Below are 25065 nucleotides of genomic sequence, written 5' to 3' on the forward strand. Positions count from 1 at the left end.
GACGGTTCTAGGGCAGGTCGACGATCTCCTTGCCCAGCGGCACCAGCGAGACCTTCACCAGCTTGAAGTTGGCGACGCCCAGCGGGATGCCGATGATCGTCACGCACAACGCGATGCCCGTGAGGACGTGCCCGATCGCGAGCCACAGCCCGGCGACGATGATCCAGATCACGTTGCCGAGCAACGACCCGGTGCCCGCGCCCGGCTTGTCGACGACCTCGCGGCCGAACGGCCAGAGCGCGTAGTTGGCGATGCGGAACGACGCGATGCCCCACGGGATCGTGATGATCAGGATGCAGCAGATCAGACCGGCGACCGCGTAGCCGACGGCCATCCAGAACCCGGCGAGCACCAGCCAGATCACGTTCAGGAGGAGGCGCATACGTCCAATCTAAGCTGATCTCATGAAGTGGGGTGTGATCGCTACCGGCGGTATCGCGCAGACCGTGACCGCCGACATGCTCAAGGTGCCCGACGTCGAGGTGCTCGCGGTGTCGTCGCGTGACGTCACGAAGGCGCAAGCGTTTGCCGACAGGTTCGGCATCAAGCGCGCGTACGGCGACTACCGCGAGCTGCTGCGGGACGAGGACGTCGAGATCGTCTACGTGGCCACCCCGCACGCCCAGCACCACGAGGTCACGCTCGCCGCGCTCGACGCAGGCAAGCACGTGCTGTGCGAGAAGCCCATCGGGCTCTCGGTCGCGCAGGCCGAGGAGATGGTGGAGCGCGCCGCCGTCCGCAAGAGGTTCCTGATGGAGGCCATGTGGACGCGGTTCAACCCGTTGATCCGCAAGGTCCACCAGGCCGTGCGCGACGGGGAGATCGGCGAGGTGCGGACCGTTCGGGCGCACTTCGGCTTCCGGCACGCCTTCAGGACGGGTGACCGGTTGTGGGACCGGGAGACGGGTGGCGGGTCGGTGCTCGACCTCGGCGTGTATCCGATCGCGTTCGCGCACCAGGTTCTCGGGCCGCCCACGCACATCGCCGCGCACGGCAGCCTCGCTCCGTCCGAAGTGGACGCCGACGCCGGGATCCTGCTCGGCTACGAGAACGGCGCGCAGGCGTTGCTGAGCTGCTCGCTGCTCGCCGACCTCGGGTCCGGCGCGGAGATCATCGGCACCGAGGGGTCGATCCAGATCCCCGACCAGATGTACAACGCGACGAGGGCGGTCATCAACGGGGTCGAGCACACGACCGAGGACATGGGGTACCGCCACCAGATCCACGAGGTCGAGATCTGGGTCGGCCAGGGCGGTCTCCAGCACACGGACATGCCGTGGTCCGCGACGGTGGAGATCATGCGGACCATGGAGGAGGTCCTCGGTCAGCTCGGCGTCTCCTACGACACCGTCAGGTAGATCAGCGCCACGTTCAGCACCACCACCGCGAAGGCGACGACCCAAGCGGCGGCGGTCACCGGACGCCGGTTCGTGAACGAGCCCATCACGGACCGGCGCGCCGTCAGCCACACCAACGGCACCAGCGCGAACGGGATGCCGAACGACAGCACGACCTGCGACAGCACCAACGCGAACGTCGGGTCGACCCCGAACGCCAGGACCACCAGTGCCGGGACCAGCGTGACGAGTCGCCGCAGCAGCAACGGAACCCGCACCCGCAGCAGGCCGTCCATCACCACCGCGCCGGCGTAGCAGCCCACCGCCGTGGACGCGAAGCCGGAAGCCAGCAGGCCGAGCGCGAACAGCAGCGCGATCCCGCCGCCGAGCTGAGCCGAGACCGCCGCGTGCGCGCCTTCGAGCGTGTCGACGTTCTCCTTGCCCTGCAACGAGGACGCGGCGAGCAGCAGCATCGCCAGGTTCACGGCGCCCGCCAGCACCATCGCGACGACGACGTCGACCTTCGTCGCGCCGAGCACCGACGGGTCGCGGCCGTGGCGGTCGCGGGCCAGCGCCGAGTGCAGGTAGACGGCGTGCGGCATGACGGTCGCGCCGAGCATGCCCGCCGCCAGCAGCACGCTGTCCGCACCGTCGAACCGCGGCACGAGCCCTCCCACCGCGGCCGGAACCGACGGTGGCGCAACGAAAAGCCCCGCCACGAACCCGACGGCGATCACGAGCAGCATCGTGGTGATCACGCGCTCGAACGGCCGCTGCCCGCGTTTGTCCTGCACCAGCAACAAGATCGTCGACACGACACCGGTGATCACACCACCGAGCAGCAGTGGCAGGTCGAACAGGATCGACAGCGCGATCGCCCCGCCGAGCACCTCGGCCAGGTCGGTCGCCATCGCGACGACCTCGGCCTGTCCCCAGTACGCGAGCCGCACCGGCCGGGGCAGGTGGTCGCGCACGGCCTCCGGCAACGACTTCCCGGTGACCAGCCCGAGCTTCGCCGACAGGTACTGCACGAGCCCCGCCATGACGTTCGCGACGACGAGCACCCAGACCAGCAGGTACCCGTACGTCGCGCCCGCCGCGGTGTTGGTGGCCACGTTGCCGGGGTCGACGTACGCGATCGCGGCGACGAACGCCGGACCGAGCAACGCCGCACCCGCTCGAAAGCGCGTTCCGACCGCGACCACCCTCGGACACCTCCACCCTTGCTGCCACCTTATGGCAACAAGCGGGCGATCATGCCTCCAGTGTGGCTTTCGCGACTCGGACGACGGCGTCCATGGCACCGTCCAGGTCGCCGCTCGGCATCAGCAGGTGGCTCAGCGCGAGCCGTACCGTCGTCTCGGCGGTGAGCCGCAGGTGCCTGCCGGGGAAGTGGTCGCTGAGGTGCCGCTCGACCACCTCGGTCGCGTGGAACAGGATCGGGTGGCCGCGGATCGTGATGAACGGCAGCAGGTCCTCCGCGTCCTGCCCGGTCAGCACGGCCGACACCAGCCGGTCCTTCTCCGTCTGCTCGAAGGTGAAGCGGAACGCCGACCGCATCGCCTCCCACGGGTCGGGGTCCTCCTTGAGCCGTGTCGCGATGCCGGAGAGGTACTCCTCCGTCTTGTGGGCCGCGACGGCCTGCACGAGTCCCTCCTTGTTGCCGAACTCGTTGTAGACGGTCTGTCTGCTGACTCCTGCGCGGCTGGCGACCTCGATCATCCGCAACCCGTGGAACCCACGAGCGGCGAGGAGGTCGGCTGCCGCCTCCACCAAGAGCTCAGTGATGTCGCTCACTCAGTTAGCTTTACACAATTATATTTCCTGTAAAGACGTAGAGTCGGGTTCCGTGCCGTTCACCGTTGGCTTTGACCTGGACATGACCCTGATCGACCCCAGACCCGGCATGGCCGCGGTGCTGACCGAGGTCGGCAGGCGCACCGGGCACGACCTCGACGGCGAGCACTTCGCGGCCAACCTCGGCCCGCCCCTCGACATGACCTACCGCGACATGGGCGTCCCCGAGGACGAGATCCCGGAGATGATCACGCTCTTCCGCGCCCTCTACCCGGACGTCGTGATCCCCGCGACGGTCGCACTCCCCGGCGCCGCCATGGCGTTGCAGTGCGTGCGCGAGCTCGGCGGCCAGACCATGGTCGTGACGGGCAAGTACCGCAAGAACGCCGCGCTGCACCTCGAAGCCCTCGGCTGGGAGGTCGACCACCTGTACGGCGAGCTGTGGTCGACGGGCAAGGCGGAGTCGCTGAAACTGCACGGCGCCGCGATCTACGTCGGCGACCACGTCGGCGACATGCACGGCGCGGCAGCGGCAGGCGCTCTGGGCGTCGGCGTCGTCACCGGCCCCTGCTCCCGCGCGGAACTGGTCGAGGCCGGCGCGGCCGTCGTGCTGGAGGACCTGCGCGAGTTCCCGGACTGGCTCAGGACTTCTTCCGCCGCGCGTTCCTGACCACCGCGACGATCCCGAGCCCCAGCCCGACGGCCGGCAGGTAGGTGGCGGCGACGTTCAGCCACACGGGCAGATCGCTGTGGCCGGTGGCGAACAGCACGAAGACCGCGACGATCGCCAGCACGCCCACGGCGAACAGGCCCACGGCCAGCGGCAACAGCTTCGGAGCGGTCATGACCCCAGGGTAGAGCCCGCTGGTCGCGCTAACGGAGGTGCCCTCCGCCTGCTCTTCTGGCTACTCTGGTGGGACGCGTCCTGGGTACGCCCCGGGCGCGTTCGTTGTGCAGACGCAAGGGAATGGTGAGCGCGGTGCCGACCGGCAAGGTCAAGTGGTACGACACGGAGAAGGGCTTCGGCTTCGTCACCCAGGACGGTGGCGAGGACGTCTACGTCCGCAAGTCCGCGCTGCCCCCTGGCGTCACCGGTCTGAAGGCCGGCCAGCGCATCGAGTTCGGCATGGCGGAGGGCCGCCGCGGACCGCAGGCGCTGTCCGTGCGCCTGGTCGACCCCGCACCGTCCGTCGCCGAGGCCCGCCGCCGTCCCGCCGAGGAGCTGCACGGCCTGATCGAGGACATGATCAAGCTGCTGGAGAACAAGGTCCAGCCCGATCTGCGCCGCGGCCGGTACCCGTCGGACAAGAAGAACATGAAGCTGATCGCCGAGGTGGTTCGGGCGGTTGCTCGGGACCTCGACCCGTAAAGGTTTTTGTCGCCTTTGGGCTGCGTGTGTTGGATGTGGCGCGCACGGCCCGAGGGGCGTTCGTGTGTGTGAGGTGACGCGCGGAGGTCAGTGAGCGTGTGTCGGCGCCCGAACGACGATTCCACGCCAGGCAAGAAATTCTGACAATCCGGCACGCCCCATGGGCGACCGTGTGTGTGAGGCGGCGCACGGCCTGACGAGCGTTCGTGTGTGTTAGGTGGCGCACGGCCTGGCGAGCGTTCGTGTGTGAGGTGGCGCGCGCGGCCCCGAGGGGCGTTCGTGTGTGTGAGGACGCGTCCCACGGACTCGCCCCTGAGAGGCCTTCTTCGTGTGAGGCGTCCGCGTGCAATCGCCCATGAGGCGGCCATGCGAGGCATCCCGCGTGCAGAACCCGTGAGGCGGCCGTGTGTGTGAGGCGCGGTGTGCAGCCGATGTGTGCGCTCACCCCAGAACCCCCAACGCGCGCCCGGCAACCCATGCCCAACGCACCCCCAGCCGCCACCCACGCCCGACCGACACGCCACCCACGCCCGACCGACACGCCACCAACCCCGTCGATCTCCGGCAAGCTGACCCCATGTCCGACGCTGACAGGATCGTCGAGTTCGTCTACGAGGTCGGCCAGCTCAAGCGCCTGCCCAGGGCGGGATGGCTCTTCGCCGGGGTGCAGCACCCCGAGACGGTGGCCGCCCACTCGTTCCGGGTCGGCGTGCTGGCGTACGCGATCGCCGTGCAGGAGGGCGCGAACCCCGACCGCGCCGCGACACTGGGCCTCTTCCACGACGTGCCCGAGGCGCGCATCGGCGACATCCCATACGTCGGCAAGCTCTACCTCGACGTGAAGATGCCGCCGGAAGACGTTGCCAGGGAGCAGGTCCGGCACCTGCCGCCACCGCTCGCCGCGCACATCGAGGCGCTGGTCGCCGAGCACGAGGCGGCCAAGGACATCGACCACACGCCGGAGGCGCGGTGTTCGAGGGACGCCGACAAGCTCGAGCTGCTCCTGCAGGCCAGGGAGTACCAGGCCGCGGGAATCTCCAAGATGGAACGCTTCGTCCAGACCATGCAGGCCTCGGTCGTCACCGACACCGGCAAGGCGCTGATGGACAGCGCGCTCAGGATCGCCCCGAGTGAGTGGTGGGAGGCGTTCGGGAGGCGCTAGTGGCGCGTCTCGGAACGTTGGCGACGTAATCCACGCTCAGCAGGGCACCTCGCGGCACCGCCCCCACACCCCCGTACCACCAGTACGAGGATGTGGGGGCGGCACCACGATGCGCCCGTCTGACCGCGAATTCCCCCGGCAACGTTCCGAGCCACACCACTAGCCGGTGACCTCGACGGCCCAGAAGCCGCGCAGCAGCGGCTGGCCCGTCTCGAGCACCGCGGCGGCCGCCTCGTGGATCTCGATGCCCAGCAGCTGGTCGGTCTTGTTCGGCAGGGAGAGCGTGTAGGTGAAGTTCTCGCCCTTGCCCAGCAGGCCGGTGCCCGTGGTCTGCTCCTGGCCCGCCGCGTCGCGGTAGAGGAACACGGCCTCCCACAGGCCGTCGGCGAGCTGGCCGTCGACCGAGATCTGCACGACCTTGCCCGCGGGGACGCGCAGCTGCGCGGGCTTGGTCTGCTCGGCGCAGTTGTCGCCGCCGAGGTCGCAGTAGACCGCCGGCTCGACCCGGATCGTCTTGCCGTTCGCGTGGAACGTGACCTCGGGGTAGTGGCGGGGCAGCGAGCAGCCCGTCAGCACGAGAGCGCTGGCGGCGGTCAGAGCAGCAAGTCGACGCACGTCAGGCAGCCTACGGGGTGGCCGGAGCCGGCCTGCGGACGAGTCGGGCCACGAGCAGGTGCAACGACGAACCGTTGCGGTACACCCACGTCTGCGCCAGGCCGAGGGCGAGCAGCACGGCCAGCACCAGGAAGCCGACCCAGAACGTTGCGGGCAGCAGCACGCCCAGCGCGCCGCCGAAGACCCACGCGAGCTGCAGGATCGTCTCGGAACGGCCGAACGCCGACGCGCGCGACTCCTCCGGCAGGTCGTCCTGGATCACCGCGTCCAGGCTGATCTTCGCCAGCGACGACGCCGTGGCGCCCAGCAGGCCGACGACCGCGGCGGTGACCAGGCCCGGCAGTGCGGCGGCCACGATCGTCGCGGCCAGCGCCGTGCCGACGCAGGCCAGCACCACCTCGTCGGGCTTGCCGAACTGCTGGCGCGCCCCGATCGCGTTGCCCAGGAAGCTGCCGACGCCCGCCGCGCCCGCGATCACGCCGAGCAGCAGCAGCTGCCGCACCGCGTCGCCCTCGGTCTGCTCGCGGACCACGAACGCGGCGAACAGCGTGAGGAAGCCCGTCAGCATCCGGATGGAACCGTTGCCCCACAACGAGACGGTGACGTGCCGGGAGACGCGTTGCTTGGCGGGCTTGGTCGTCAGCGTCGCCGGGACCTCGCCCTCGGTCACCTCGACCCAGGACGGGATCTTCATGCAGAACCACGCGTTCACCAGGCACAGCACCGCGGTGAACCACAACGCGCCCGGCGAGCCGAAGATGTTCGCGAACCCCGCGGCCAGCGCACCGAACACGCCGCCCGCCGCCAGTCCGAAGACGGTCATGCGGGCGTTGGTCTTGGACAGCGTGATCTCCGGCGGCAGCACGCGCGGGGTGATCGCGGACTTGAGCACGGTGAACGACTTGGACAGCACCATGCTGCCCAGCGCCGCCGGGTACAGCAGCCAGTTGTCGAAGTTCAGCGCCATCACGACCGACAGCACGACCCGCAGCACGCACGACGCGGCGAGGGCGAGCCGCCGGCCGCGCTGGATCTTGTCCAGCAGCGGGCCGATCACCGGCGCGATCAACGCGAACGGCGCCACCGTGATGAGCAGGTAGAGCGCGACCTTGGTCTTGGACTCGGCGGACGCGGCCGAGAAGAACAGCGTGTTCGCCAGCGCCACGGCCATCGCGGCGTCGGCGGCGTAGTTCATCATCACCGCGTAGGTGACCGACGTCATGCCGGACTTCCCGGCACCGTCGGCGCGGGCCGCGCGCCGGAACGCCGCGACCGCCTGCTGCGAGATCTGCTTGCTGCGGAACCACGCCACGCGCGTCACCGTGAGCTTGCGCGGCGGCTTCGGCGTCGGTGTCGTCTGCTGGTCGGAGTTCGGCAGCGGACGCGTGTTCTGCGGGCGTTGGGGAGGAGCTTGGAAACCGTGCTCGGACGGCGTTCCGCGACGCTCCCGCGGCCGGTACTCGTCGTCCTGCCACGGGTAGCGCTTCGGAGTCGGTTCGTCACTCCACCCGCGGTCGCCCGTCACACGTCAATCCTGCCCCATCCCGTTGAACCTCACTCGGAAGACGGTCGGCCAGTTCTTGCCTGTGACCAGGAACTCGTCGGTCCCGGGGACGTGGGCGATGCCGTTGAGCACGTCCACGTCGCCCGACGGCTTGAGCGACGAGAGGTCGTAGGTGCTCGTCACCTGACCGCTGGCCGGGTCGATGCGGACGATCTCGTCCGTCTTCCACACGTTCGACCAGACCTTGCCGCCGACGCACTCCAGCTCGTTGAGCTCGGTCAGGGGCTGCCCACCGCGCGTGACCTGCACGCTTCCGGTCTCCTGGAACGTCTTGGGGTCGCGGAAGGTGAGCTTCGCGGTGCCGTCGCTCATGATCAGCCGCTTGCCGTCGTCGCAGATGCCCCAGCCCTCGCCCTGGTAGCTGACCCGGCGGAGCTCGTTCAGGGTCTTGCGGTCCCGTTCGATCGCCACGCCGTTGCGCCAGGTGATCTGCCAGATGGTGTCGCCCACGACGGTGATGCCCTCGCCGAAGAAGTCGGGGGGCAGGTCGACCTTCTTCTGCACGGTTCCGTTCGACGGGTCGACCGCGCGCATCGTCGACTGGCCCTCGAGGCCGGTGCCCTCGTAGAGGACGCCGTCGACGAGTTCCAACCCCTGAGTGAACGCGGTTGCATCGTGCGGGATCTTTTGCAGGACTTCTACCTGCGGTTTTGTTTCCTGCTGGGTCGAACACGCGGCCAGGACCGCGACGAGGACCAGCCAGACGGGTGAGCGCACCCGACCGAGGGTGGCACGAGTTTTCGTCCCGGCGAAGTCCTGCGGCACAATTCATCGCGTGACCGCGACAGAGATGCTCCTCGACGCCGTTGACCTCGCCCGCGCAGCAGCGCAGGAGGAGGCGGGCGTGGAACGCGTCGGCGCTCACGTCGGGGTGCACGGCGAGGACGAGTACTCCGTCACCCACCTGTTCGAGGCCGAGCACGCGGGCTACCGCGGCTGGAACTGGGCCGTGACCGTCGCCCACGCGGGCGAGGGCACCCCGGTGTCGGTCAGCGAGGTCGTGCTGCTGCCCGGTCAGGACGCGCTCGTCGCGCCCGAGTGGGTGCCGTGGAGCGAACGCGTCCGCGCCGGCGACCTCGGCGTCGGCGACCTGATGCCGCCCCGCGAGGACGACCCGCGCCTGGTCGAGGCCTACGTGCAGTCCGACGACCCGGCGGTCGAGGAGGTGGCGTTGGAGATCGGCCTCGGCCGCACCCGCGTCCTGTCCCGCGAGGGCCGCCTCGACGCCGCGGACCGCTGGGCGACCTCCGACTTCGGCCCCCGCTCCGACATGGCCCGCAGCGCCCCCGCGCACTGCGGCACGTGCGGCTTCTACACCCGCGTCGCCGGCGCGTTCGGCGCGGCGTTCGGCGTGTGCGCGAACGAGATCGCGCCCGCCGACGGCCACGTCGTGCACGTCGAGTACGGCTGCGGCGCGCACTCGCAGGTCGAGGTGGACATCAGCCCGATGGTGCCCGTCGCCGACCTGGTCTACGACGACGCGCAGCTGGACGTCTCGGAGTGACCGACCCGTTCGGCACCGAGGCCCTGCGCACCTCGGTCCTCGACGCCTGGCGCGGTTCGCCCACTCGCTTCCGCGAGGACGCGAACGCCGAGGAGGACCTGCGGCTCGGCGGCTACCGGGACCGGCTGCTGGTCGAGCTCGCGCAGAACGCCTCCGACGCCGCCGAGGCGGCCGGTGCCGAGCCCGGCGTGCTGCGGATCACCCTGGTCGACGGCGAGCTGCGCGCGGCCAACACGGGCGCCCCGCTGACCTCCGCCGGCGTCGCGGCGCTCGCCTCGCTGCGGGCGTCCTCGAAGGAGTCCGGTGTCGGGCAGTTCGGCGTCGGGTTCGCGGCCGTGCTGGCCGTGTCGGACGCGCCACGGGTGATCTCGGAGTCGGGCGGGGTGGAGTTCTCCGCCGCCCGCACGCGCGCCGAGGTGCCGGAGCTGGCGTCCGAACGCGGCGGCGACGTGCCGGTGCTGCGGCTCGTCTGGCCCTGCGACGAGGAGGTGCCCTCCGGGTTCGCGACCGAGGTCCGGCTGCCGCTGAAGGTCGACCTGTCGCTGTCCGACCTGGCCGACGAGGTCCCCGACCTGCTGCTGGCGCTGCCCGGCCTGCGCCGCGTCGAGGTCGGCTCGCAGTCGTTCGAGCGCTTCGTCACCGCCGACGGCGTCGTCACCGTCGGATCGTCGCGCTGGCTGGTCGAGCGCACGGTGGGCGAGCTGCCCGCCGAGCTGGTCCAGGGCGTCGAGCACCGTCCTCAGTGGACCGTCTCGTGGGCCTACCCGCTCGACGAGGAGCTGGGCGAGGACGTGCTGCACGCGCCGACCCCGACCGACGAGCGCCTGTCGCTGCCGGCCCGGCTGATCGCCACCGTGCCGGTCGAGCCCTCCCGCCGACGCATCCTCCCCGGCCCGGCCGCCTGGTCCGTGCTGGACGCCGCCGCGGCCGCCTATCCGGCCCTGGTGGCGCGGGTTCCCGCCGTCGAGCGGACCGCCCTGGTGCCGCTGCCCGGCTTCCCGCTGTCCGAAGTGGACGATCGACTGCGCACCGCGGTGCTGCGGTCGCTGCGGTCCGCCGAGTGGCTGCCGCTGGCTTCCGGCGAGTGGATCGCTCCTGCCCGTGCTCGGGTGCTCGACGTCGGGTCCGAGGAGCTCGTCGAGCTCGTCGAGGACGCGCTGCCCGGCCTGCTGGACGCCGAGCTGTCCGCGCCGGTGCACGCCAAGGCGTTGGCAGCGCTGGAAGTCCCGCGGGTGTCGACCGCCGAGGTCGTCGCCGCGCTCGCCGAGGTCTCCGGCGATCCCGGGTGGTGGCACGACGTCTACGCCGCCTTCGCGCCGCTGGCCGAGGTGGACCCGGACGTCCGTGAGGCCCTGCAGTCGCTGCCGGTGCCCCTCGCCGACGGCCGGACCGTCACCGGCCCGCGCACGACGCTGATCGCCGACGAGCCGCTGCCGGGCCTGCGGGTCGTGCACCCGGACGCCGTGCACCCGTTGCTGGTGCGGCTCGGGGCCGTCGAAGCCGGGGCCGCCGAGCTGCTGGCCGATCCCTCGCTGCGCGAGAACGTGGCCAGGTCGGTGGAGGACGCCGAGGCGGGACTCGACGGGCTCGACCTCGTCGAGACGGTGCTGCGACTGGTGGACCGGGCCGCTGTCCGGGTCGGTGAGGAGCCCTGGCTGGGCGCTCTCGCCCTGCCGGACGCCTCCGGTGAATGGCACCGGGCCGATGAACTGCTGCTGCCAGACTCGCCGTTGGTCGGCGTGGTCGAGGCCGACGCGTTCCCGTTGCTGTCCAAGGAGATCGCCGAGACCTACCCGCGCGCCGCGCTGGTGGCCGTCGGGGTGGTCGACGGGTTCTCGCTGGTGGTCGACGACGAGCCGTCCGGACCTGATCACGACCTGGCGGACGAGTCGGCGTGGTGGTCGTCCGTACCGGACGAGCCCCGTCGGGTGGTCGCCGTCCGGGATCTGGATCTGGTCGTCGACTGGCCTGCGGCGTTGCGGTTGCTGGCCGCTGATCCGGTGACCTGGCGGGCCGTTTCCGAGCCCGACGGGTACACCGGGTGGTGGATCGCCCGGCACGCGCTGCTGGCCGGCAAGGCGCCGCGCGAGTACCGGCTGGCCGAGGCCTCGTTGCTGGACGGGCTGTTCGACGTGGTGCCGGACCTGGAGCTGCCTGAGCACGTGCTGCGGGCTGCTGGCGTCCGGTCGTCGTTGGAGATCCTGGACGACGACGATGCCGAGTTCGTGTTGGACCGGCTCGGGGACGCTGACCGGGTGATCGCGGACGCCGTGGTGTTGCGGGCTCACGCGGCTCTGCCTGAGGGGGACTTCGCGCCGCCGGAGCGGGTTCGGGTGCTGTCCGGGTCGGTTTCCGTTGCCGATGACGTCGTGGTGCTGGATCACCCCTGGTTGATCGGGGTGGTGCCTGCTTCTCGGGTCCTGCTGGCTGACGGGTCTGAGGAGCTGGCTGACCTGTTGGATCTGGCGCTGGCTTCCGAGGAGTTCTCCGGGTCTCCGGATCATGTTGGTGAGGTCGTGTCTTGGGGCGATCTTGCGGCTGTTCGGATGGCTTGTGAGTTGCTCGAGGTTTCGTTGCCTGACGGCGTTGTCGTGGTGCACGAGTCGTTGTTCGTTGATGGGCAGCGGGTTGAGTGGTGGATGGCTGATGGGGTGCCGCATGCTGCGGACACCCCTGAGGGGTTGGCCCGGGCTTTGGCTTGGGTTGTCGGGCGGTGGGGGGATCGGCATGCGTTTGCTGCTTTGATCACCGATCCGTCTGCTGCGACTTTGTTGGGGTGAGTTGGGTTTCCCTGTCGCGACTTCGTGGGTGGTTGCGGTTGGGCTTTTGGGTGCCTGTTTCGTGCGCGGGGCTCTGCCCCGGACCCCGCCAACTGATCAAAGACCGGCCAGCGCCGTTAGCGGGTTGATGGCACGCCTGTTGCGTTCGGCGGCTTGCTGCTGCGTGCGTGGTGCGGTTCGGGTGGGATGGTCCCGTCCCAAGCCGAGGCAAGAGCGAGCCACACCAGGTCAGGGGTGTCAACCCGGCGAAAAGCGTGCCGGGTTGACACCCCTGACCTGGTGCAGCGAGTGCTGTGCCACGGCTCGTGACGGGACCACCCCACCGGAACCTTCTGTTTCAAGCTTTGAACGGCTCGGCTTCGCCTTCGCCTCGGCTCGCCTTCGGCTTCGCGGTGTGGCTGGTCAGGCTGCTGCGTCCACCGTCTCCTCGGCTTCCGCCAGCGTTTCCCGCCTGACCCTGCGCAGGGTCGGCTTCGCGATCACGCCGCGTCTCGTCAGCACGACCCACGCCGTCAGCGTCACCACCATCGACACCGCTCCGCCGATGATGATCGGGGCGCGGCCGTTGATCTCGCCCAGCCAGCCCATCAGCGGGCCGCCCACCGGGTTGCCGCCCAGGAACACCAGCATGTAGATGCCCATCACCCTGCCGCGCATCTCCGGTTCCACGGCCAGTTGGACGGTGGCGTTGGCGGTGGTGTTGAAGGTCATCATGGCGACGCCGACCGGGATCATCATCAGGCCGGTGAGGAGCATCGTCGGCATCATGCCGGAGACGATCTCCAGCGCGCCGAAGATGATGCCCGAGCCGATGAACACGCTGAGCTTCGGCGTCTTGCGTTTGGCTGCCCATGTTGCGCCGGCCAGGGTGCCGACGGCTATGAGCGTGGAGAGCAGGCCGTAGGCGTCCGCGTCGCCGCCGAAGACGTTGCGGGCCATGATGGCCAGCGTCATGTAGAAGTTCATGCCGAACGTGGCGATGAAGAACACCAGCAGCATGACGGTCACCAGGTCCGGGCGGCTGCGGACGTACTTCAGGCCCGACAGCAGCTGGCCCTTCTGGCGGGGGACCGGGTCCGAGCGCAGTAGCTGAGAGGTGCGCATCAGCCAGATGCCGCCCACCACGCCGACGAAGCTGATGGCGTTGGCCAGGAAGACCCAGCCGGTGCCGATGGCCACGATCGTCACGCCGGCGATGGCCGGGCCGACGATGCGGGCGCTGTTGAACATCATCGAGTTGATGGCGACGGCGTTGGTGAGCTGGTCGCGGCCGACCATCTCCACGACGAACGACTGGCGCACCGGGGTTTCCACCGCTGAGAAAGCGCCCAGCAGCAGGCAAAGCAGGTAGACGTGCCAGAGCTCGACGACGCCGGTCACGTCGAGGATGCCCAGGGCCAGGGCGCAGACTCCCAGTGCGGACTCCAGCCAGAGCAGGAGCTTGCGCTTGTCCATGCGGTCGGCGAGGACGCCGCCCCACATGGAGAGCAGCAGCACGGGGAGGAACTGGAGGGAGGCGGCGAAGCCGAGGGCTACGGGGGAGCCGTTCGAGAGCTCCAGGACCAGCCAGTCCTGGGCCACGCGCTGCATCCACACGCCGACCAGCGAGATGATCTGGCCGGACGCGTAAAGGCGGTAGTTGTAGATGCGAAGCGATCCGAACATTCCGGTACGACGAGGTGGCGGACTGTCTGCTCCACCACCCGCGTAACCCGACACGTCCTTACTGCCCCGCCATCCTGTCGATGATTTCGGCGGCCCGCGTGAGCAGTTCCCGTTCCTCCGGGTCCAGCTCGGCCAGCCTCTTGTCCAGCCACGCTTCGCGGGCCGTGATCTCGTCTTCGAGGTACGACAAGCCTTCGTCGGTCAGCTCGACGATGGCTTGACGACCGTCGGTGGGGTGCGGGCTGCGCGTCGCGAAGCCGAACTCCTCCAGGGCGGCGATGACTCGCGTCATGGACGGCGGTTGCACGCCTTCCTTCGACGCGAGCTCGCCCGGGGTCAGCGGTCCGCACTTGTGCAGTGTGGACAGCGCGGACACCTGCGTGAGCGACACCGACGAGTTGGTGCGCTGTGCCCGCAGGCGACGGTTGAGACGGACGACGGCAAGTCTCAGCCTGCTCGCCAGTCCGTGCTGATCGGTCGCCACCTAGTTAGCATACCTCACGAAATAGTTTCCTGCCGAAAGGTCAGGTCAGCAGGCTCTGGATCGGACCCAACGCGAAGTAGACGACGAAAGCTCCCGCCACGATCCACATCAGCGGGTGAACTCCGCGGGCCCGTCCGGTCAGCGCCCGCAGCAACACGTAGCTGACGAAGCCGGCGCCGATGCCGTTGGCGATCGAGTAGGTGAACGGCATGACGACGATCGTGAGGAACGCGGGCAGCGCGATGGTGAAGTCGGTGAAGTCGATCTCGCGGATCTGCATCATCATCAACGCGCCGACGATCACCAGCGCCGGTGCGGCCGCCTCGATCGGCACGACCTCGTAGAGCGGCGTGAAGAACATCGCCAGCAGGAAGAGGACGCCCGTCACGACGTTGGCGAGGCCCGTGCGCGCGCCCTCCGCGATGCCGGACGCCGACTCGATGTAGACGGTGTTCGACGAGCTGGAGGCGGCACCGCCGGCCACGGCGCCCAGGCCGTCGACGAACAGGGCCTTGCTGACGTTGGGCAGCTGGCCGTCCTCGTCGATCAGGCCGGCCTCCTTGCCGAGCCCGGTCATCGTGCCGACGGTGTCGAAGAAGTCGGTCAAGACCAGCGTGAAGACGATGAGGGCCGCGGTCAGGGCGGGAAGCCGGGTCCAGGCGCCGAACGAGACGTCGCCGAGGAGGCTGAGGTCCGGCACGCCGAAGACCTGGTCGGGCAGCGCGGGGTAGCCGAGGTTCCAGCCCTTGGCGTTGACACCCGCGGACGGACCGGCCTTGACGATCGCTTCCAGGACGATCGCGAAGATCGCCGTGGAGACGATGCCGATGAGGATCGCGCCCTTGACCTTGCGCGCGAACAGCACGCCCGTGACCACGAGCCCGACGACGAAGACCAGGGTCGGCCAGCTCGCGATCGACCCGTTGATGCCCAGGCCGACCGGCACCGTGGTGTTGGCGGCGTCCGGCAGGCGGCGCACGAAGCCCGCGTCGACCAGGCCGATGAACGTGATGAAGAGACCGATGCCGACCGCGATGGCCGCTTTGAGCTCGTTCGGCACGGCGTTGAAGACGGCGGTCCGCACACCCGTGAGGACGAGCAGCAGCACGACCACGCCGTTGACCAGGATGAGACCCATCGCCTCCGGCCAACTCACCTTCGCGGCCACGCTCACCGCGACGAACGAGTTGATGCCGAGGCCCGTGGCCAGCGCGAACGGGTAGTTGGCGATCAGTCCGAAGAGGATGGTCATCACACCGGCAACCAGCGCCGTCACCGCCGCGACCTGGCCGACGGGCAGGATGTTGCCCAGCACGTCGGGATGCGCCCCCGGCCCCGTCGGCGCGAAGCTGCCGATGATCAGCGGGTTCAGCACGACGATGTAGGCCATCGTGAAGAACGTGACGACGCCGCCCCGCACTTCCCGCGCCACGGACGACCCGCGCTCGGAAATCTTGAAGAACCCGTCCAGCATCTGGTCTCCTATCGATGTGTCCGAACGCGACTCCGCCCCACCGCACCCGCCGGCGCTGCCGCACAGGCTGGCAGACCCCGTGCCGGTCGTGCTGGGTGGCACCGCGCTGTGGTTTCTCGGGTTCCTGGCCGTGCTGATCTTCGACAGGTCGAACAGCACGCTGCTCTGGACGACCCTGTCCGGAGGCCTGCTCGGGATCATCGGGTACGGAGTGTTCTACTGGCAACGGCGAGCTGCGAGGCGAGGGTCACGGACGGCCCAGCAGGGCCTCGAAGACGCCTAGTCGGTCAGCTTCGGGTGCCCTGTGCCGGCTCGAGCGATCCAAACGGTCTTGCGTTCTTCTTCGACGATGTACCAGATGCGTCCCCCTGCTGTGACCTCGTACTGCCATTGGTCGTACTCGACACCCTCGAAAACGTTGCGCGCGTACTCGCCTTTGAGTCGGTGCTGTCGGCTCAAGTTTTCTGAAGACGTAGGGCGTTCCGTCAGCACGACCCAGGCTTCCCACATGTTCGACTTGGCGTTGCGGCAGAGTTCTTCTCAGCCCTTGGCTCCTTCAGACGTGGCGAAGCGCACCACGTAGCCATCAGGACGATGCGGCGGAGCGGCGCGATCGCCGCGTTTGGCTGGCAATGTTCACTCATCCATGGGGTTGGGAACGATCCGGCCATCCGTGACGGTGATCGGAGTGCTGAGCGCGCGTGCAAGTTCAGGGTCCGCGTGGACGATCGCCGTGTTGGCCCACTCGTGCATCGTCTGCGCGAGCACCGACCACTGGCCGAGCTCCGCCGACACCTGGATGGCTTGGACGAACTCCTGGACGAACAGCGTGCGGTCGGACTTCGGCAGCACCGAGATCCACGGGAACTCGTCGAGCAACGCGTCCGCCACGGCGTCGGGACCCGCGTGCCGGAACAGTGACCTCATGGCGCGGGCGGCGGTGACCGCTCCACTGTGCCGGTAGGCGTGGTGGTCGGCCCTGACGAGCATCAGGTCGGCCCCGTCGCGGCGCTTGACGCGCACTTCGTGCTGATCAGCGATGGCGGCGACGCTCTTCGGGTCGCGAGCGAGCTCGCTCCACTGCACTTCACTTGTGATGCTCACGCGTCAATTCTGAACTTATTCAGGATTGTTGGCAATTGCACTATCGGGTGTGATCACGGCCATGGTCCTCGCCACCGACTGGGTCCGGCTGCTGATCGTCTGCCTCACCTTCACGGCCGCGGCCGCCGCCATCGTCCGCCTGACCGGACTCACCGCGGTCATGCCGTTCTTCACGGCCGCCACCCGCGCCGTGCTGCAGCTCGCGGCCGTCTCCGCGGTGATCACCTTCGTGCTGGGCCACCTCGGCCTGACCGGCCTCTTCCTGGTCCTGATGGCCGCGGTGGCCACGGCGACGTCGGCCAAGCGCACGGGAGCGCGACGCGGTGCCTGGGTGGCGGCCCCGATCCTCATCGGCACGGTCCCCGCCCTCGTGCTGCTCGTCGCGATCGGCCTGCTCCCGCTCAAGGGCATCTCGCTGATCCCGGTCGGCGGCATCCTGATCGGCGGCGCGATGACCGCCACGACGCTGTCCGCGCGCCGGGCCTTGGACGCCTTCCAAGAGCGGCACGGTGAGTACGAGGCGGCGCGGGCGCTGGGCTTCCACGAGCGCGATGCCGTCTGCCTGGTCATCCGGCAGCCGGCCGCGGAGGCACTGGTGCCGGCGCTCGACCAGACGCGGACCGTCGGGCTCGTCACCCTGCCGGGTGCTTTCGTCGGCATGTTGCTCGGCGGTGCGCCGGTCTGGCAGGCGGGTGCGCTCCAGATCGTCGTGCTCCTGGCCTTGCTGGCCGTCGAAGCGGCGGCTGTCGCGGTCGTCGTGGAGCTGATCGCGAGGGGTTTGATCAGGAGGACTTCCCAAGATAGCGAAGTTAGGCTAACCTAAGTCTCGTCGCTTCGTGGTGGGAGCGGCAGTCAGTTCGGGAACGGACGAGGCCCCCGCTCTGGGCAGAGCGGGGGCCTCGTCGTGTTCAGCGGTGGAGGCTTGTCGGAGCATCCACGGCCGAAGTCAGAGCTGCAGGCCGTTGCGGCCGGCGCGGGCCGACTCGAAGCGAGCGGACACGTCCTCCCAGTTGACGACGTTCCACAGCGCGCTGATGTAGTCGGCCTTCAGGTTGCGGTACTGCAGGTAGTACGCGTGCTCCCAGATGTCGAACGCGAGCAGCGGCGTGACCGCGATCGACAGGTTCGAGTGGTGGTCCTTGAGCTGCAGCGTGACCAGCTTCTCGCCGATCGGCTCCCACGCGAGGATGCCCCAGCCGGAGCCCTGGATCGACGACGCGGCCGCGTTGAGCTGGCCGCGGAACTTGTCGAACGAGCCGAAGTGCTCGTCCAGGGCCGCCGCGAGCTCGCCGACCGGCTTGTCGCCGCCGTTGGGGGAGAGGTTCTTCCACCACACCTGATGCAGCGCGTGGCCGGCCAGGTGGAACGCCAGCGTGGTCTCCAGGCCGACGATCGAGCCGAACGACTCCTTGTCGCGCGCCTCCTCGATCTGCTCCAGCGTGTCGTTCGCGCCCTTCACGTAGGCCGCGTGGTGCTTGCCGTGGTGCAGCTCGTTGATCTCGCCGATGATCGCCGGCTCCAGGTCGCCGTAGTCGTAGTCGAGATCCGGCAGCACGTACTGGCCCATGACGTCTCCTGCACTCTCTTGGTTCTTGCAACTTACTAGCAACAAGGTCGAGTAAACCAGTTGCGGACGGACGTAAGTTCGAAGACGTGTCCGTGCTGACAGCCAGGAACATGTCGCTGTCGTTCGGTCCGAGGACCGTGATCTCGGAGGTTGATCTCGATGTTTCGCCTGGTGACCGCGTCGGTCTGATCGCGCCCAACGGCGTCGGCAAGTCCACGCTGCTGCGGCTGCTCGCCGGTGAGCTGCAACCTGAGACGGGTGCTGTCTCACGCACCGGAACCGTCGCGCACCTGACCCAGGAGACCGTCCACCGCGCAGGGGAGTCGTTGCGGGACCACCTCGCGCGGCGCACCGGCGTGGCCGAGGCCGAGCGGTGGCTGCAGGAGGCCGCGGAGGCGCTGGGCGAGGGCGGCGGGCAGGACTACCCGGAGGCGTTCGACCACTGGACCGCGATCGGTGCCGGTGACTTCGACGACCGCGCGGACGCCGTCTGCGACCGGCTCGGCCTGCCCGCGGACCTGCTCGACGGGCGTGCGTCCGACGAGCTGTCCGGTGGGCAGCAGGCGCGGCTGCGGCTCGCGGCGGTGTTGCTGACGCGCGCGGACGTGCTGCTGCTCGACGAGCCGACCAACGACCTCGACACCGCGGGCCTCGACCTGCTGGAGTCCCACGTCACCGCCTGGCCTGGCGCGATCGTGCTGGTGAGCCACGACCGGGAGTTCCTGGCGCGCACCACGACCGCGATCGCCGAGCTCGACGAGTTCTCGCACCACCTCACGGTGTTCGGCGGCGGCTGGGACGCCTACGTCGAGGAGAGGGCGAACGCCGGCCGTCGCGCGCAGGAGGAGTACGACGCGTACGCGGCCAAGCGCGACTCGTTGACGCAGCGCAGCCGGCAGGTCAAGGAGTGGTCGCGGCAGGGCGTGCACCGGGCGAACAGCACCAAGGCGCGCAGGGAGGAGCCGGACAAGAACGTCCGAGCCGGCCGCGCCCAGTCGGCCGAGAACCTCAGCGCCAAGGCGTCCGTTGTGGACCGTCAGCTCGCCCGGCTGGAGGAGGTCGAGGAACCGCGCGAGGCGTGGCAGCTGCGGCTCACCCTGCCGTCGGCGGGGCGTGGCAGCGCGGTGGCGTTCACGTTGCGCCAGGCCGTGGTCAGCCGCGGTGACGTGACCCTCGGGCCGGTCGACCTCACGATCGGCGCGGGCGAGCGGTGGCGGATCAGCGGCCCGAACGGCTCCGGCAAGTCGACGTTGCTCGGCGCGCTGCTGGGCCGGATCCCGCTCGTCTCCGGCGACCGCTCGACCGGGCCGGGCGTCGTGGCCGGCGAGGTCGACCAGCTGCGGGCGGAGTTCGCGAGCGACGACTCGGCGTTGCGGATCGTGGCCGGCGCGACCGGGCTGCCGGACGTGGAGGTGCGCACGTTGCTGGCGAAGTTCCGGCTCGGCGCCGACACCGTGCTGCGGCCGGCCCGCGAGCTGTCCCCCGGCGAACGGACGCGCGCGGGATTGGCGTTGCTCCAGGCGCGCGGCACGACTTGTTTGGTTCTGGACGAACCCACGAATCATCTCGATCTGCCGGCGATCGAACAACTGGAACAAGCGTTGGAGAATTACGAAGGCACGTTGTTGCTGGTCACACACGATCGGAGGCTCGCATCGGCCGTGCGGGTGGATCACGAGATCAACGTCGGTGACCTCCTCACGTTTCCTCGCGTAAAGGGTGGAAGATATGAGTCATGACCACCGAGGAGGACTGGCCGGTCGAACAGACCTGGTCACTGCGCAACACCCACTGGCACGCCTATGTGGAGCACACGTCGCTCGACCACGCCTCTCCTCGGCAGGTCCGCCTCGAACGCACCCCTGAGGAAGTGCTGACCTCGCCGGCCGAGGTCGCGGCGTGGCTGGAGGTCAACCTCCGCAGCGCCACCCGTCCGGAGGAGACCGGCAAGAAGCGGGTGAAGGACGAACGCGACTTCACCGACTCGAACCGCGTGCACGCGTCACTGGCCTCGCGCGGCGAGTCGATCTACACGGGCGTGAAGGGCGAGCTGACGCTGGCCGTCGAGGCCGTGACGCCGGACGAGTGCCGTATCTCCCACGACGGCGCGGACGTGGCGCCGCTGAAGTCTGGACGCCGCCGCTAGATTGGTTCCCTCGGACAGTTTGTAGCTCTGGGGGGAGCTGTGAGGCGATTTCTGCCGAACTTCGGCGCGCTCGTGCTGGTCGCACTGCTCGTGGGCGCGGTGGTGTGGCTGAGGCCCGGCCCTCCACCGCCCGCGCCGCAGCCGCCGGAGCAGCCGAGGGAAGCCGTCCTGGAGTACGCGGACGGCTCGCGGATGTGGGGCAGCTGGGACGGCCGGCCGCCGTCGAGCGAGGTGCGCCGGGTCGTCAAGGAACTCGGTGAGTCGGGGATGCCCCTCGAACAGCTGGAGCGGACCGGCGCCGTGGTGCGCACGACGCTCGACGTGAAGGCGCAGGCCGCGGCCGCCGCGGTGGTCGGCAGGCTGGTCGCACCGCTGCAACGGGGAGCTGCCGTGACGGCGGTCGACCCGGCGTCGGGCGGCGTGCGCGTGTACCTGAGCCTCAGCCGCACCCACGACCTGGCGGGCGGTGAGGTCCAGGACCTGGGACCGGTGGTCGCGCGGCCACTCGCGGAGGCGGCCTCGCCGAACCCGGTGCAGGCGAAGATGCAGCCGCTCGAGCTGAGCAGCCTCTTCGCGGGCCTGGCCTCCGGAGGAGAAGAGCGCAGGACGCACTTCGTCACCTCGGTGACCGCCCGCGACGGGGCGGTGCTGTACAAGGCGGTCGAGGTCGTCGCGGTCACGACGGACAAGGCGGTCGCGGAACGGATCACCGCGCGGCTCAAGGAGCAGAACGGGTGCAACGGCACCGCGTGCGTGCCGGACGCGGCTCCGTGGGCGGTGAGCTACACCCCCGCGCTCTCGGTCGCGGTGTTCGTGGACCAGGCCGGCGGCGCCGTTGACGCCGGCCTGTCCAGGGCCGTCTGGCAGGAGTTCCTCGCGGGAGCCGGTGGCTGAGACGTCAGCCGATGTGCCAGGTGTGCACGGGTTCGCCCGCGTGCATGAGCTCCATGTACCGCTTGAGCATCCCGGAGAGCGCCGCGTCCCGCGACAGACCCCGTTCCTCCAGCAGTGCAACGGTTTCCCGTTGCCACGACGATCCCGTGCGCCGCGCGAGGCACCGCTGCTCGATCACGCCGAGGTAGCGCTCGCGGGCCTCGTCGGAGACACCGCAGTCGCGCAGGCCGTCGTGCGCCATCGGCAGCAGCCGGCGCAGCACCAGCTCGTCCGGCGGGATCCAGCCGATGCCCGGCCAGTACAGCTGGGCGTTCATCCCGTGCCGCGCACCGGTGTAGAGGTTCTCCTCCGCCGCCTGGAACGACATCTGGGTCCACAGTGGACGTTCCTGGGAGGTGAGGGCGCGCTGGGCGCCGTAGAAGAACGCGGCGTTGGCCATCGTGTCCAGCACCGTCGGTCCGGCGGGCAGGACGCGGTTCTCGACGCGCAGGTGCGGCACCCCGTCGACGACGTCGTAGACGGGCCGGTTCCAGCGCCAGATCGTGCCGTTGTGCAGCCGCAGCTCCGAAAGACGAGGCGCGCCACCGGCTTCGAGCACCTCCAACGGGTCCTCGTCGTCGGTTTCGGGCAGCAGGCTGGGGAAGTAGCGCACGTTCTCCTCGAACAGGTCGAAGATCGACGTGATCCAGCGTTCACCGAACCACACGCGCGGCCGGACGCCCTGGTTCTTCAGCTCGTCCGGACGGGTGTCGGTGGCCTGCTCGAACAACGGGATGCGCGTCTCGTGCCAGAGCGCCTTCCCCAGCAGGAAAGCGGAGTTCGCGGCGATCGCGACCTGGACGCCCGCCAGGCACTGCGCGGCGTTCCAGTGCGAGGCGAAGTTCGTGGGCTCGACCTGCAGGTGCAGCTGCACCGAGGTGCAAGCCGCCTCAGGGAGAATCGACTCCGCGTAGCTCAGCAGCTTCTCCGGACCTCTGCCCGGCATCGCCGGACCCTCCATGCGCAGCACCATCTCCTCGCCCCTGGCCTTGAAGATGGTGTCGTTGAGGAGCGCGTACCGCGGGCTCTCGGAGAGCCATTTGCGGTCGAAGTGCCGCTCCCGCAACGTGGGCAGCACGCCGATCATGGCGAGGTTGGCGCCGACGTCGTTGGCCTTCGAGTCCGCGTTGTCGAGCGACTGGCGCAGTTCCTCTTCCAGGCCAAGCATCTCACCTCCCGCCAGCTCGCGCGGCGGGACGTTGATCTCCAGGTTCTGCTGTCCCAGCTCCAGCGTGTAGGAGGGATCGTCGATCTTCTCGAGCACCTCCGAGTTCGTCATCGCCGGACGCATCGCGTCGTCGACGAGGTTGAGCTCGATCTCGAGTCCCATCTGCCGACGGGGAAAGGAAAACGTGTCTTCGGCCAACATCGTGGCCAATGCGTCGAGACTCCGCTGCATCTTCTCGCGATAACGCTGGCGATCGTCTCTGGTGAACGTGCGGCTGGACACTTCACTTCCCATGCCGCTACCCCTTCGCTCGGCGCCGGTGGGCGCGGGCAGGCGGAACGCCAAAAGTGACACAGGCGAAACCTCGTTTACATCGCCCAAAACGGTGCTCTCTGTCACGCAGAGGTAACAACCAGCGATCATCCGCTGGTCGGGCGCGTGAGGTTCCGCCCTCCGGACTACCTCGCCTGTTCCACCCCGGCCCGGATGCGAAACTTCCGGCGTGGCGAAAGTGATCGAGATCGACGACCCGTCGGACGCGCGGCTGGACGACTTCCGCGACCTCTCGACGGCCGACCGCAGGCCCGACCGCCCCGGCGGCCGCGGCCTCGTGATCGCCGAGGGCGTGGTGGTCGTGGAACGTCTGCTGGCGTCGCCGTACCCGGTGCGCGGGCTGCTCGGGGTGAGGCGGAGGATCGAGGCGCTGGACCTTTCTGACCTGGACGTTCCCGCTTACGTGACGTCAGCAGAGGTTATGGCGTCGGTCGTGGGGTTCCACTTGAACCGGGGTGTACTGGCCGCCGCCGACCGAGCTCCGGCCGTGTCGTTCGACGACCTGGCAGACCGCTCCACCCGCCTGGCCGTCCTGGAGGGCGTGGGCGACCACGAGAACCTGGGCTCGATCTTCCGCAACGCCGCTGCCCTGGGCGTGGACGGCGTCATCCTGGGCCCTGGCTGCAGCGACCCGCTCTACCGGCGCAGCGTGCGGGTCTCGATGGGCCACGTCCTGCGCGTGCCGTTCGCTACCACGGATGCGTGGCCTTCGGCGCTGAACTTGTTGCGCAACAAGGGTTTCACAGTTGCCGCACTGACCCCGCGCCCCACCGCCCTGCATCTTGCAGATGCCAATTTGCGCGGCAACCGAGTAGCCGTCCTGCTGGGCTCGGAAGGCCCCGGCCTCACCGACGAGGCCATCAACGCCGCCGACCTGGCCGTGCGCATCCCCATGTCGTCCGGCGTGGACTCCCTCAACGTGGCAACAGCAGGCGCCGTGGCCTTCTACGCCCTGCTCTGAAACCTTCGGATCAGGGTCAGGCCTGGAGCAACGTGAGGATCAACGCGAGCCAGGCCACCAACACCCCGGCCACCACGCCATAGGCGACCCACCGCCACACCGGCACCTTGCGCCCGAGCCACACCGACGGCGCCAGCCCACCCACCACGAGCACGTTCGCGACCAGAGCCAGCCACCGACTGGTCTCCCCGAGCCCAAGCGACAACGACACCACGGTCACCGTGACGATCGAAGCCGTGATGAAGCTGACCGTGAGCCCAGTCCCCCAAGGCGTGGGCTCGGCAACCTCCTCCTCACCGACCAACTCGGCGGGCTCCGGCCCAGCCACAGCAGGCGAGTCAGGCGCCTCGACACTCACCAGCTCCCCACTCACCGGATCGGTGTAGAGCACCGGCGAGTTCATGACAGCAGCGATCCGCCCGGCAAGCTGCTTGCCCCGCCGGGCAACCAACGCGTTGGCCACCCCGTCAGCAGGCGTCTCGGTGCGCACGACGGCATCCGCGACCTTCGCCCACTCGTGCAACGCCTCGGCAAGATCAGCACCCAACGGCAGGCTGTGCGGGTCGACCTCGCGCTCACCGGACTCGTCCTCCCCGGCGAGCACGGCGCGGCCGTCCCGAACTCGCAACTCCACGAACCCTCCTAGGTCTTCCGGAGCCTCGCGAAGAACCTAGCGGACCGAGCACGGTCGCGAGAACGGCTCGGAGGCGGCACGCCAATGGCGAAGCCGAGGCGACACACTGCCAACGGCGAAGCCGAGGCCCCAAGCGATGCCGAAGGCGAGCAGTCAGACCTTGCGCCGATGGGTAGCGGTGAACCCAATCGCGATCGTCGCGCAGCGGCGATGAACCCCAACGCTTCGTCCGAGGTGCATGACCACGCTGGAACAGGAAACTGACCGCAATGGCGACCACGCTGGAACAGTCACGGAACCACCAATGGCGACCACGCTGGAACTACCAAGGACCCCCCGTGAGGTCGCGTTCGCGCCAGATCCCCATTGGCGCCAAAACGACCCCCAGCCTCCCATCAGCGAGTTGTTCCCAGCCCTGTGTAGAGGCGTGAAAACAACCCTTTTCCCCAGCCAATCCAGGGGGGGGGA

26 protein-coding genes are annotated in these 25065 nt (G+C 69.2%); 12 read left to right on the forward strand and 14 right to left on the reverse strand.

From position 1 onward, the window contains the following. Positions 1-7: 7 nt before the first annotated feature. Entirely contained in the window at positions 8-382 is a 375-nt protein-coding gene (locus ACFWV3_RS31030; protein ID WP_382416375.1) for a YccF domain-containing protein, read from the reverse strand. A 22-nt stretch (positions 383-404) separates the two neighbouring features. On the opposite strand from ACFWV3_RS31030, the gene ACFWV3_RS31035 reads away from it, so the two are divergent. After that, the gene (locus ACFWV3_RS31035) at positions 405-1358 is read left to right on the forward strand and encodes a Gfo/Idh/MocA family protein (RefSeq protein WP_382416377.1); all 954 of its coding nucleotides are present in this window, start codon (positions 405-407) and stop codon (positions 1356-1358) included. On the opposite strand, the gene ACFWV3_RS31040 is transcribed toward ACFWV3_RS31035, so the two are convergent. After that, positions 1340-2542: an Nramp family divalent metal transporter gene (locus tag ACFWV3_RS31040; RefSeq protein WP_382416379.1), complete on the reverse strand. Its 1203-nt coding sequence runs from the start codon at positions 2540-2542 to the stop codon at positions 1340-1342. The two genes, ACFWV3_RS31035 and ACFWV3_RS31040, sit on opposite strands and share 19 nt — an antisense overlap. 49 nt (positions 2543-2591) lie before the next feature. Further along, positions 2592-3134: a TetR/AcrR family transcriptional regulator gene (locus ACFWV3_RS31045; RefSeq protein WP_382416381.1), complete on the reverse strand. Its 543-nt coding sequence runs from the start codon at positions 3132-3134 to the stop codon at positions 2592-2594. Positions 3135-3186: 52 nt separating this feature from the next. On the opposite strand from ACFWV3_RS31045, the gene ACFWV3_RS31050 reads away from it, so the two are divergent. Beyond that, positions 3187-3804 carry an HAD family hydrolase gene (locus ACFWV3_RS31050; protein WP_382416383.1) on the forward strand — a complete coding sequence of 206 codons (618 nt, stop codon included), beginning with the start codon at positions 3187-3189 and terminating at the stop codon, positions 3802-3804. Here ACFWV3_RS31050 and ACFWV3_RS31055 read toward each other — a convergent pair. Next, a complete protein-coding gene (locus ACFWV3_RS31055; RefSeq protein WP_382416385.1) occupies positions 3776-3979 on the reverse strand; it encodes a hypothetical protein in 204 nt (67 codons plus the stop codon). The genes ACFWV3_RS31050 and ACFWV3_RS31055 overlap by 29 nt on opposite strands. 134 nt (positions 3980-4113) lie before the next feature. On the opposite strand from ACFWV3_RS31055, the gene ACFWV3_RS31060 reads away from it, so the two are divergent. Continuing rightward, the gene (locus ACFWV3_RS31060) at positions 4114-4503 is read left to right on the forward strand and encodes a cold-shock protein (protein WP_090055465.1); all 390 of its coding nucleotides are present in this window, start codon (positions 4114-4116) and stop codon (positions 4501-4503) included. Positions 4504-5080: 577 nt separating this feature from the next. Continuing rightward, on the forward strand, positions 5081-5665 hold the full coding sequence (locus ACFWV3_RS31065; protein WP_382416388.1) for an HD family hydrolase: 585 nt from the start codon (positions 5081-5083) through the stop codon (positions 5663-5665). 159 nt (positions 5666-5824) lie between these two features. Here the strand turns inward: ACFWV3_RS31065 and ACFWV3_RS31070 are convergent, their stop codons facing one another. From ACFWV3_RS31070 to ACFWV3_RS31080, 3 genes are read right to left on the reverse strand one after another with little or no spacing between them, the layout of a single operon-like run. Continuing rightward, positions 5825-6280: a DUF2771 family protein gene (locus ACFWV3_RS31070; RefSeq protein ID WP_382416390.1), complete on the reverse strand. Its 456-nt coding sequence runs from the start codon at positions 6278-6280 to the stop codon at positions 5825-5827. Positions 6281-6290: 10 nt separating this feature from the next. Then, positions 6291-7805: an MFS transporter gene (locus tag ACFWV3_RS31075; RefSeq protein ID WP_382416392.1), complete on the reverse strand. Its 1515-nt coding sequence runs from the start codon at positions 7803-7805 to the stop codon at positions 6291-6293. 3 nt (positions 7806-7808) lie between these two features. Continuing rightward, a complete protein-coding gene (locus tag ACFWV3_RS31080; protein WP_382416394.1) occupies positions 7809-8561 on the reverse strand; it encodes a glutaminyl-peptide cyclotransferase in 753 nt (250 codons plus the stop codon). 58 nt (positions 8562-8619) lie between these two features. Here ACFWV3_RS31080 and ACFWV3_RS31085 point away from each other — a divergent pair, with 58 nt between their 5' ends. Beyond that, the gene (locus ACFWV3_RS31085) at positions 8620-9348 is read left to right on the forward strand and encodes a DUF3027 domain-containing protein (protein ID WP_382416396.1); all 729 of its coding nucleotides are present in this window, start codon (positions 8620-8622) and stop codon (positions 9346-9348) included. Then, positions 9345-12128: a sacsin N-terminal ATP-binding-like domain-containing protein gene (locus tag ACFWV3_RS31090; RefSeq protein WP_382416398.1), complete on the forward strand. Its 2784-nt coding sequence runs from the start codon at positions 9345-9347 to the stop codon at positions 12126-12128. The genes ACFWV3_RS31085 and ACFWV3_RS31090 overlap by 4 nt, the downstream gene beginning before the upstream one ends. A gap of 402 nt (positions 12129-12530) precedes the next feature. Here the strand turns inward: ACFWV3_RS31090 and ACFWV3_RS31095 are convergent, their stop codons facing one another. Genes ACFWV3_RS31095 through ACFWV3_RS31105 form a run of 3 tightly spaced genes read right to left on the reverse strand, consistent with a single transcriptional unit; the run spans position 12531 to position 15751 of the window. Beyond that, positions 12531-13793: an MFS transporter gene (locus ACFWV3_RS31095; RefSeq protein ID WP_382416400.1), complete on the reverse strand. Its 1263-nt coding sequence runs from the start codon at positions 13791-13793 to the stop codon at positions 12531-12533. 58 nt (positions 13794-13851) lie between these two features. Continuing rightward, complete coding sequence (locus ACFWV3_RS31100; protein ID WP_382416402.1) at positions 13852-14277, reverse strand: MarR family winged helix-turn-helix transcriptional regulator; 426 nt, start codon at positions 14275-14277, stop codon at positions 13852-13854. Positions 14278-14317: 40 nt separating this feature from the next. Beyond that, positions 14318-15751: an NCS2 family permease gene (locus ACFWV3_RS31105; protein ID WP_382416404.1), complete on the reverse strand. Its 1434-nt coding sequence runs from the start codon at positions 15749-15751 to the stop codon at positions 14318-14320. A 16-nt stretch (positions 15752-15767) separates the two neighbouring features. Here ACFWV3_RS31105 and ACFWV3_RS31110 point away from each other — a divergent pair, with 16 nt between their 5' ends. Continuing rightward, positions 15768-16034 (forward strand): DUF2530 domain-containing protein, encoded by a 267-nt coding sequence (locus ACFWV3_RS31110; RefSeq protein ID WP_382416406.1) that lies wholly within the window; start codon positions 15768-15770, stop codon positions 16032-16034. 353 nt (positions 16035-16387) lie between these two features. Here the strand turns inward: ACFWV3_RS31110 and ACFWV3_RS31115 are convergent, their stop codons facing one another. Beyond that, complete coding sequence (locus ACFWV3_RS31115; RefSeq protein ID WP_382416408.1) at positions 16388-16855, reverse strand: hypothetical protein; 468 nt, start codon at positions 16853-16855, stop codon at positions 16388-16390. 61 nt (positions 16856-16916) lie between these two features. Here ACFWV3_RS31115 and ACFWV3_RS31120 point away from each other — a divergent pair, with 61 nt between their 5' ends. Further along, positions 16917-17678, forward strand: a complete 762-nt coding sequence (locus ACFWV3_RS31120; RefSeq protein ID WP_382416433.1) for an ABC transporter permease — start codon at positions 16917-16919, stop codon at positions 17676-17678. Positions 17679-17801: 123 nt separating this feature from the next. On the opposite strand, the gene ACFWV3_RS31125 is transcribed toward ACFWV3_RS31120, so the two are convergent. Then, on the reverse strand, positions 17802-18422 hold the full coding sequence (locus ACFWV3_RS31125; protein WP_382416410.1) for a superoxide dismutase: 621 nt from the start codon (positions 18420-18422) through the stop codon (positions 17802-17804). A gap of 110 nt (positions 18423-18532) precedes the next feature. Here ACFWV3_RS31125 and ACFWV3_RS31130 point away from each other — a divergent pair, with 110 nt between their 5' ends. Genes ACFWV3_RS31130 through ACFWV3_RS31140 form a run of 3 tightly spaced genes read left to right on the forward strand, consistent with a single transcriptional unit; the run spans position 18533 to position 21462 of the window. Beyond that, positions 18533-20161: an ABC-F family ATP-binding cassette domain-containing protein gene (locus ACFWV3_RS31130; protein ID WP_382416435.1), complete on the forward strand. Its 1629-nt coding sequence runs from the start codon at positions 18533-18535 to the stop codon at positions 20159-20161. Continuing rightward, entirely contained in the window at positions 20158-20568 is a 411-nt protein-coding gene (locus ACFWV3_RS31135) for a hypothetical protein (protein ID WP_325521628.1), read from the forward strand. The genes ACFWV3_RS31130 and ACFWV3_RS31135 overlap by 4 nt, the downstream gene beginning before the upstream one ends. 39 nt (positions 20569-20607) lie before the next feature. Beyond that, positions 20608-21462: a hypothetical protein gene (locus tag ACFWV3_RS31140; protein ID WP_382416412.1), complete on the forward strand. Its 855-nt coding sequence runs from the start codon at positions 20608-20610 to the stop codon at positions 21460-21462. A 4-nt stretch (positions 21463-21466) separates the two neighbouring features. Here the strand turns inward: ACFWV3_RS31140 and ACFWV3_RS31145 are convergent, their stop codons facing one another. Then, on the reverse strand, positions 21467-22963 hold the full coding sequence (locus ACFWV3_RS31145; protein WP_382416414.1) for a glutamate--cysteine ligase: 1497 nt from the start codon (positions 22961-22963) through the stop codon (positions 21467-21469). Positions 22964-23171: 208 nt separating this feature from the next. On the opposite strand from ACFWV3_RS31145, the gene ACFWV3_RS31150 reads away from it, so the two are divergent. After that, entirely contained in the window at positions 23172-23963 is a 792-nt protein-coding gene (locus tag ACFWV3_RS31150; RefSeq protein ID WP_382416416.1) for a TrmH family RNA methyltransferase, read from the forward strand. 16 nt (positions 23964-23979) lie between these two features. Here ACFWV3_RS31150 and ACFWV3_RS31155 read toward each other — a convergent pair whose 3' ends face one another. Beyond that, positions 23980-24597, reverse strand: coding sequence for a DUF2537 domain-containing protein (locus tag ACFWV3_RS31155; RefSeq protein WP_382416418.1), 618 nt, complete (start codon positions 24595-24597; stop codon positions 23980-23982). Positions 24598-25065 lie beyond the last annotated feature (468 nt).

The sequence above is a fragment of the Lentzea sp. NPDC059081 genome (assembly GCF_042738015.1).
Classification (GTDB): Bacteria; Actinomycetota; Actinomycetes; order Mycobacteriales; family Pseudonocardiaceae; genus Lentzea.

Excerpts from the sequence above, each read along its gene's own strand:
- ACFWV3_RS31030 (WP_382416375.1), bottom strand. The coding sequence starts at position 382 with ATGCGCCTCCTCCTGAACGTGATCTGGCTGGTGCTCGCCGGGTTCTGG.
- ACFWV3_RS31035 (WP_382416377.1), top strand. The coding sequence starts at position 405 with ATGAAGTGGGGTGTGATCGCTACCGGCGGTATCGCGCAGACCGTGACC.
- ACFWV3_RS31055 (WP_382416385.1), bottom strand. The coding sequence starts at position 3,979 with ATGACCGCTCCGAAGCTGTTGCCGCTGGCCGTGGGCCTGTTCGCCGTG.
- ACFWV3_RS31065 (WP_382416388.1), top strand. The coding sequence starts at position 5,081 with ATGTCCGACGCTGACAGGATCGTCGAGTTCGTCTACGAGGTCGGCCAG.
- ACFWV3_RS31095 (WP_382416400.1), bottom strand. The coding sequence starts at position 13,793 with ATGTTCGGATCGCTTCGCATCTACAACTACCGCCTTTACGCGTCCGGC.
- ACFWV3_RS31105 (WP_382416404.1), bottom strand. The coding sequence starts at position 15,751 with ATGCTGGACGGGTTCTTCAAGATTTCCGAGCGCGGGTCGTCCGTGGCG.
- ACFWV3_RS31120 (WP_382416433.1), top strand. The coding sequence starts at position 16,917 with ATGGTCCTCGCCACCGACTGGGTCCGGCTGCTGATCGTCTGCCTCACC.
- ACFWV3_RS31125 (WP_382416410.1), bottom strand. The coding sequence starts at position 18,422 with ATGGGCCAGTACGTGCTGCCGGATCTCGACTACGACTACGGCGACCTG.
- ACFWV3_RS31130 (WP_382416435.1), top strand. The coding sequence starts at position 18,533 with ATGTCGCTGTCGTTCGGTCCGAGGACCGTGATCTCGGAGGTTGATCTC.
- ACFWV3_RS31135 (WP_325521628.1), top strand. The coding sequence starts at position 20,158 with ATGACCACCGAGGAGGACTGGCCGGTCGAACAGACCTGGTCACTGCGC.
- ACFWV3_RS31145 (WP_382416414.1), bottom strand. The coding sequence starts at position 22,963 with ATGGGAAGTGAAGTGTCCAGCCGCACGTTCACCAGAGACGATCGCCAG.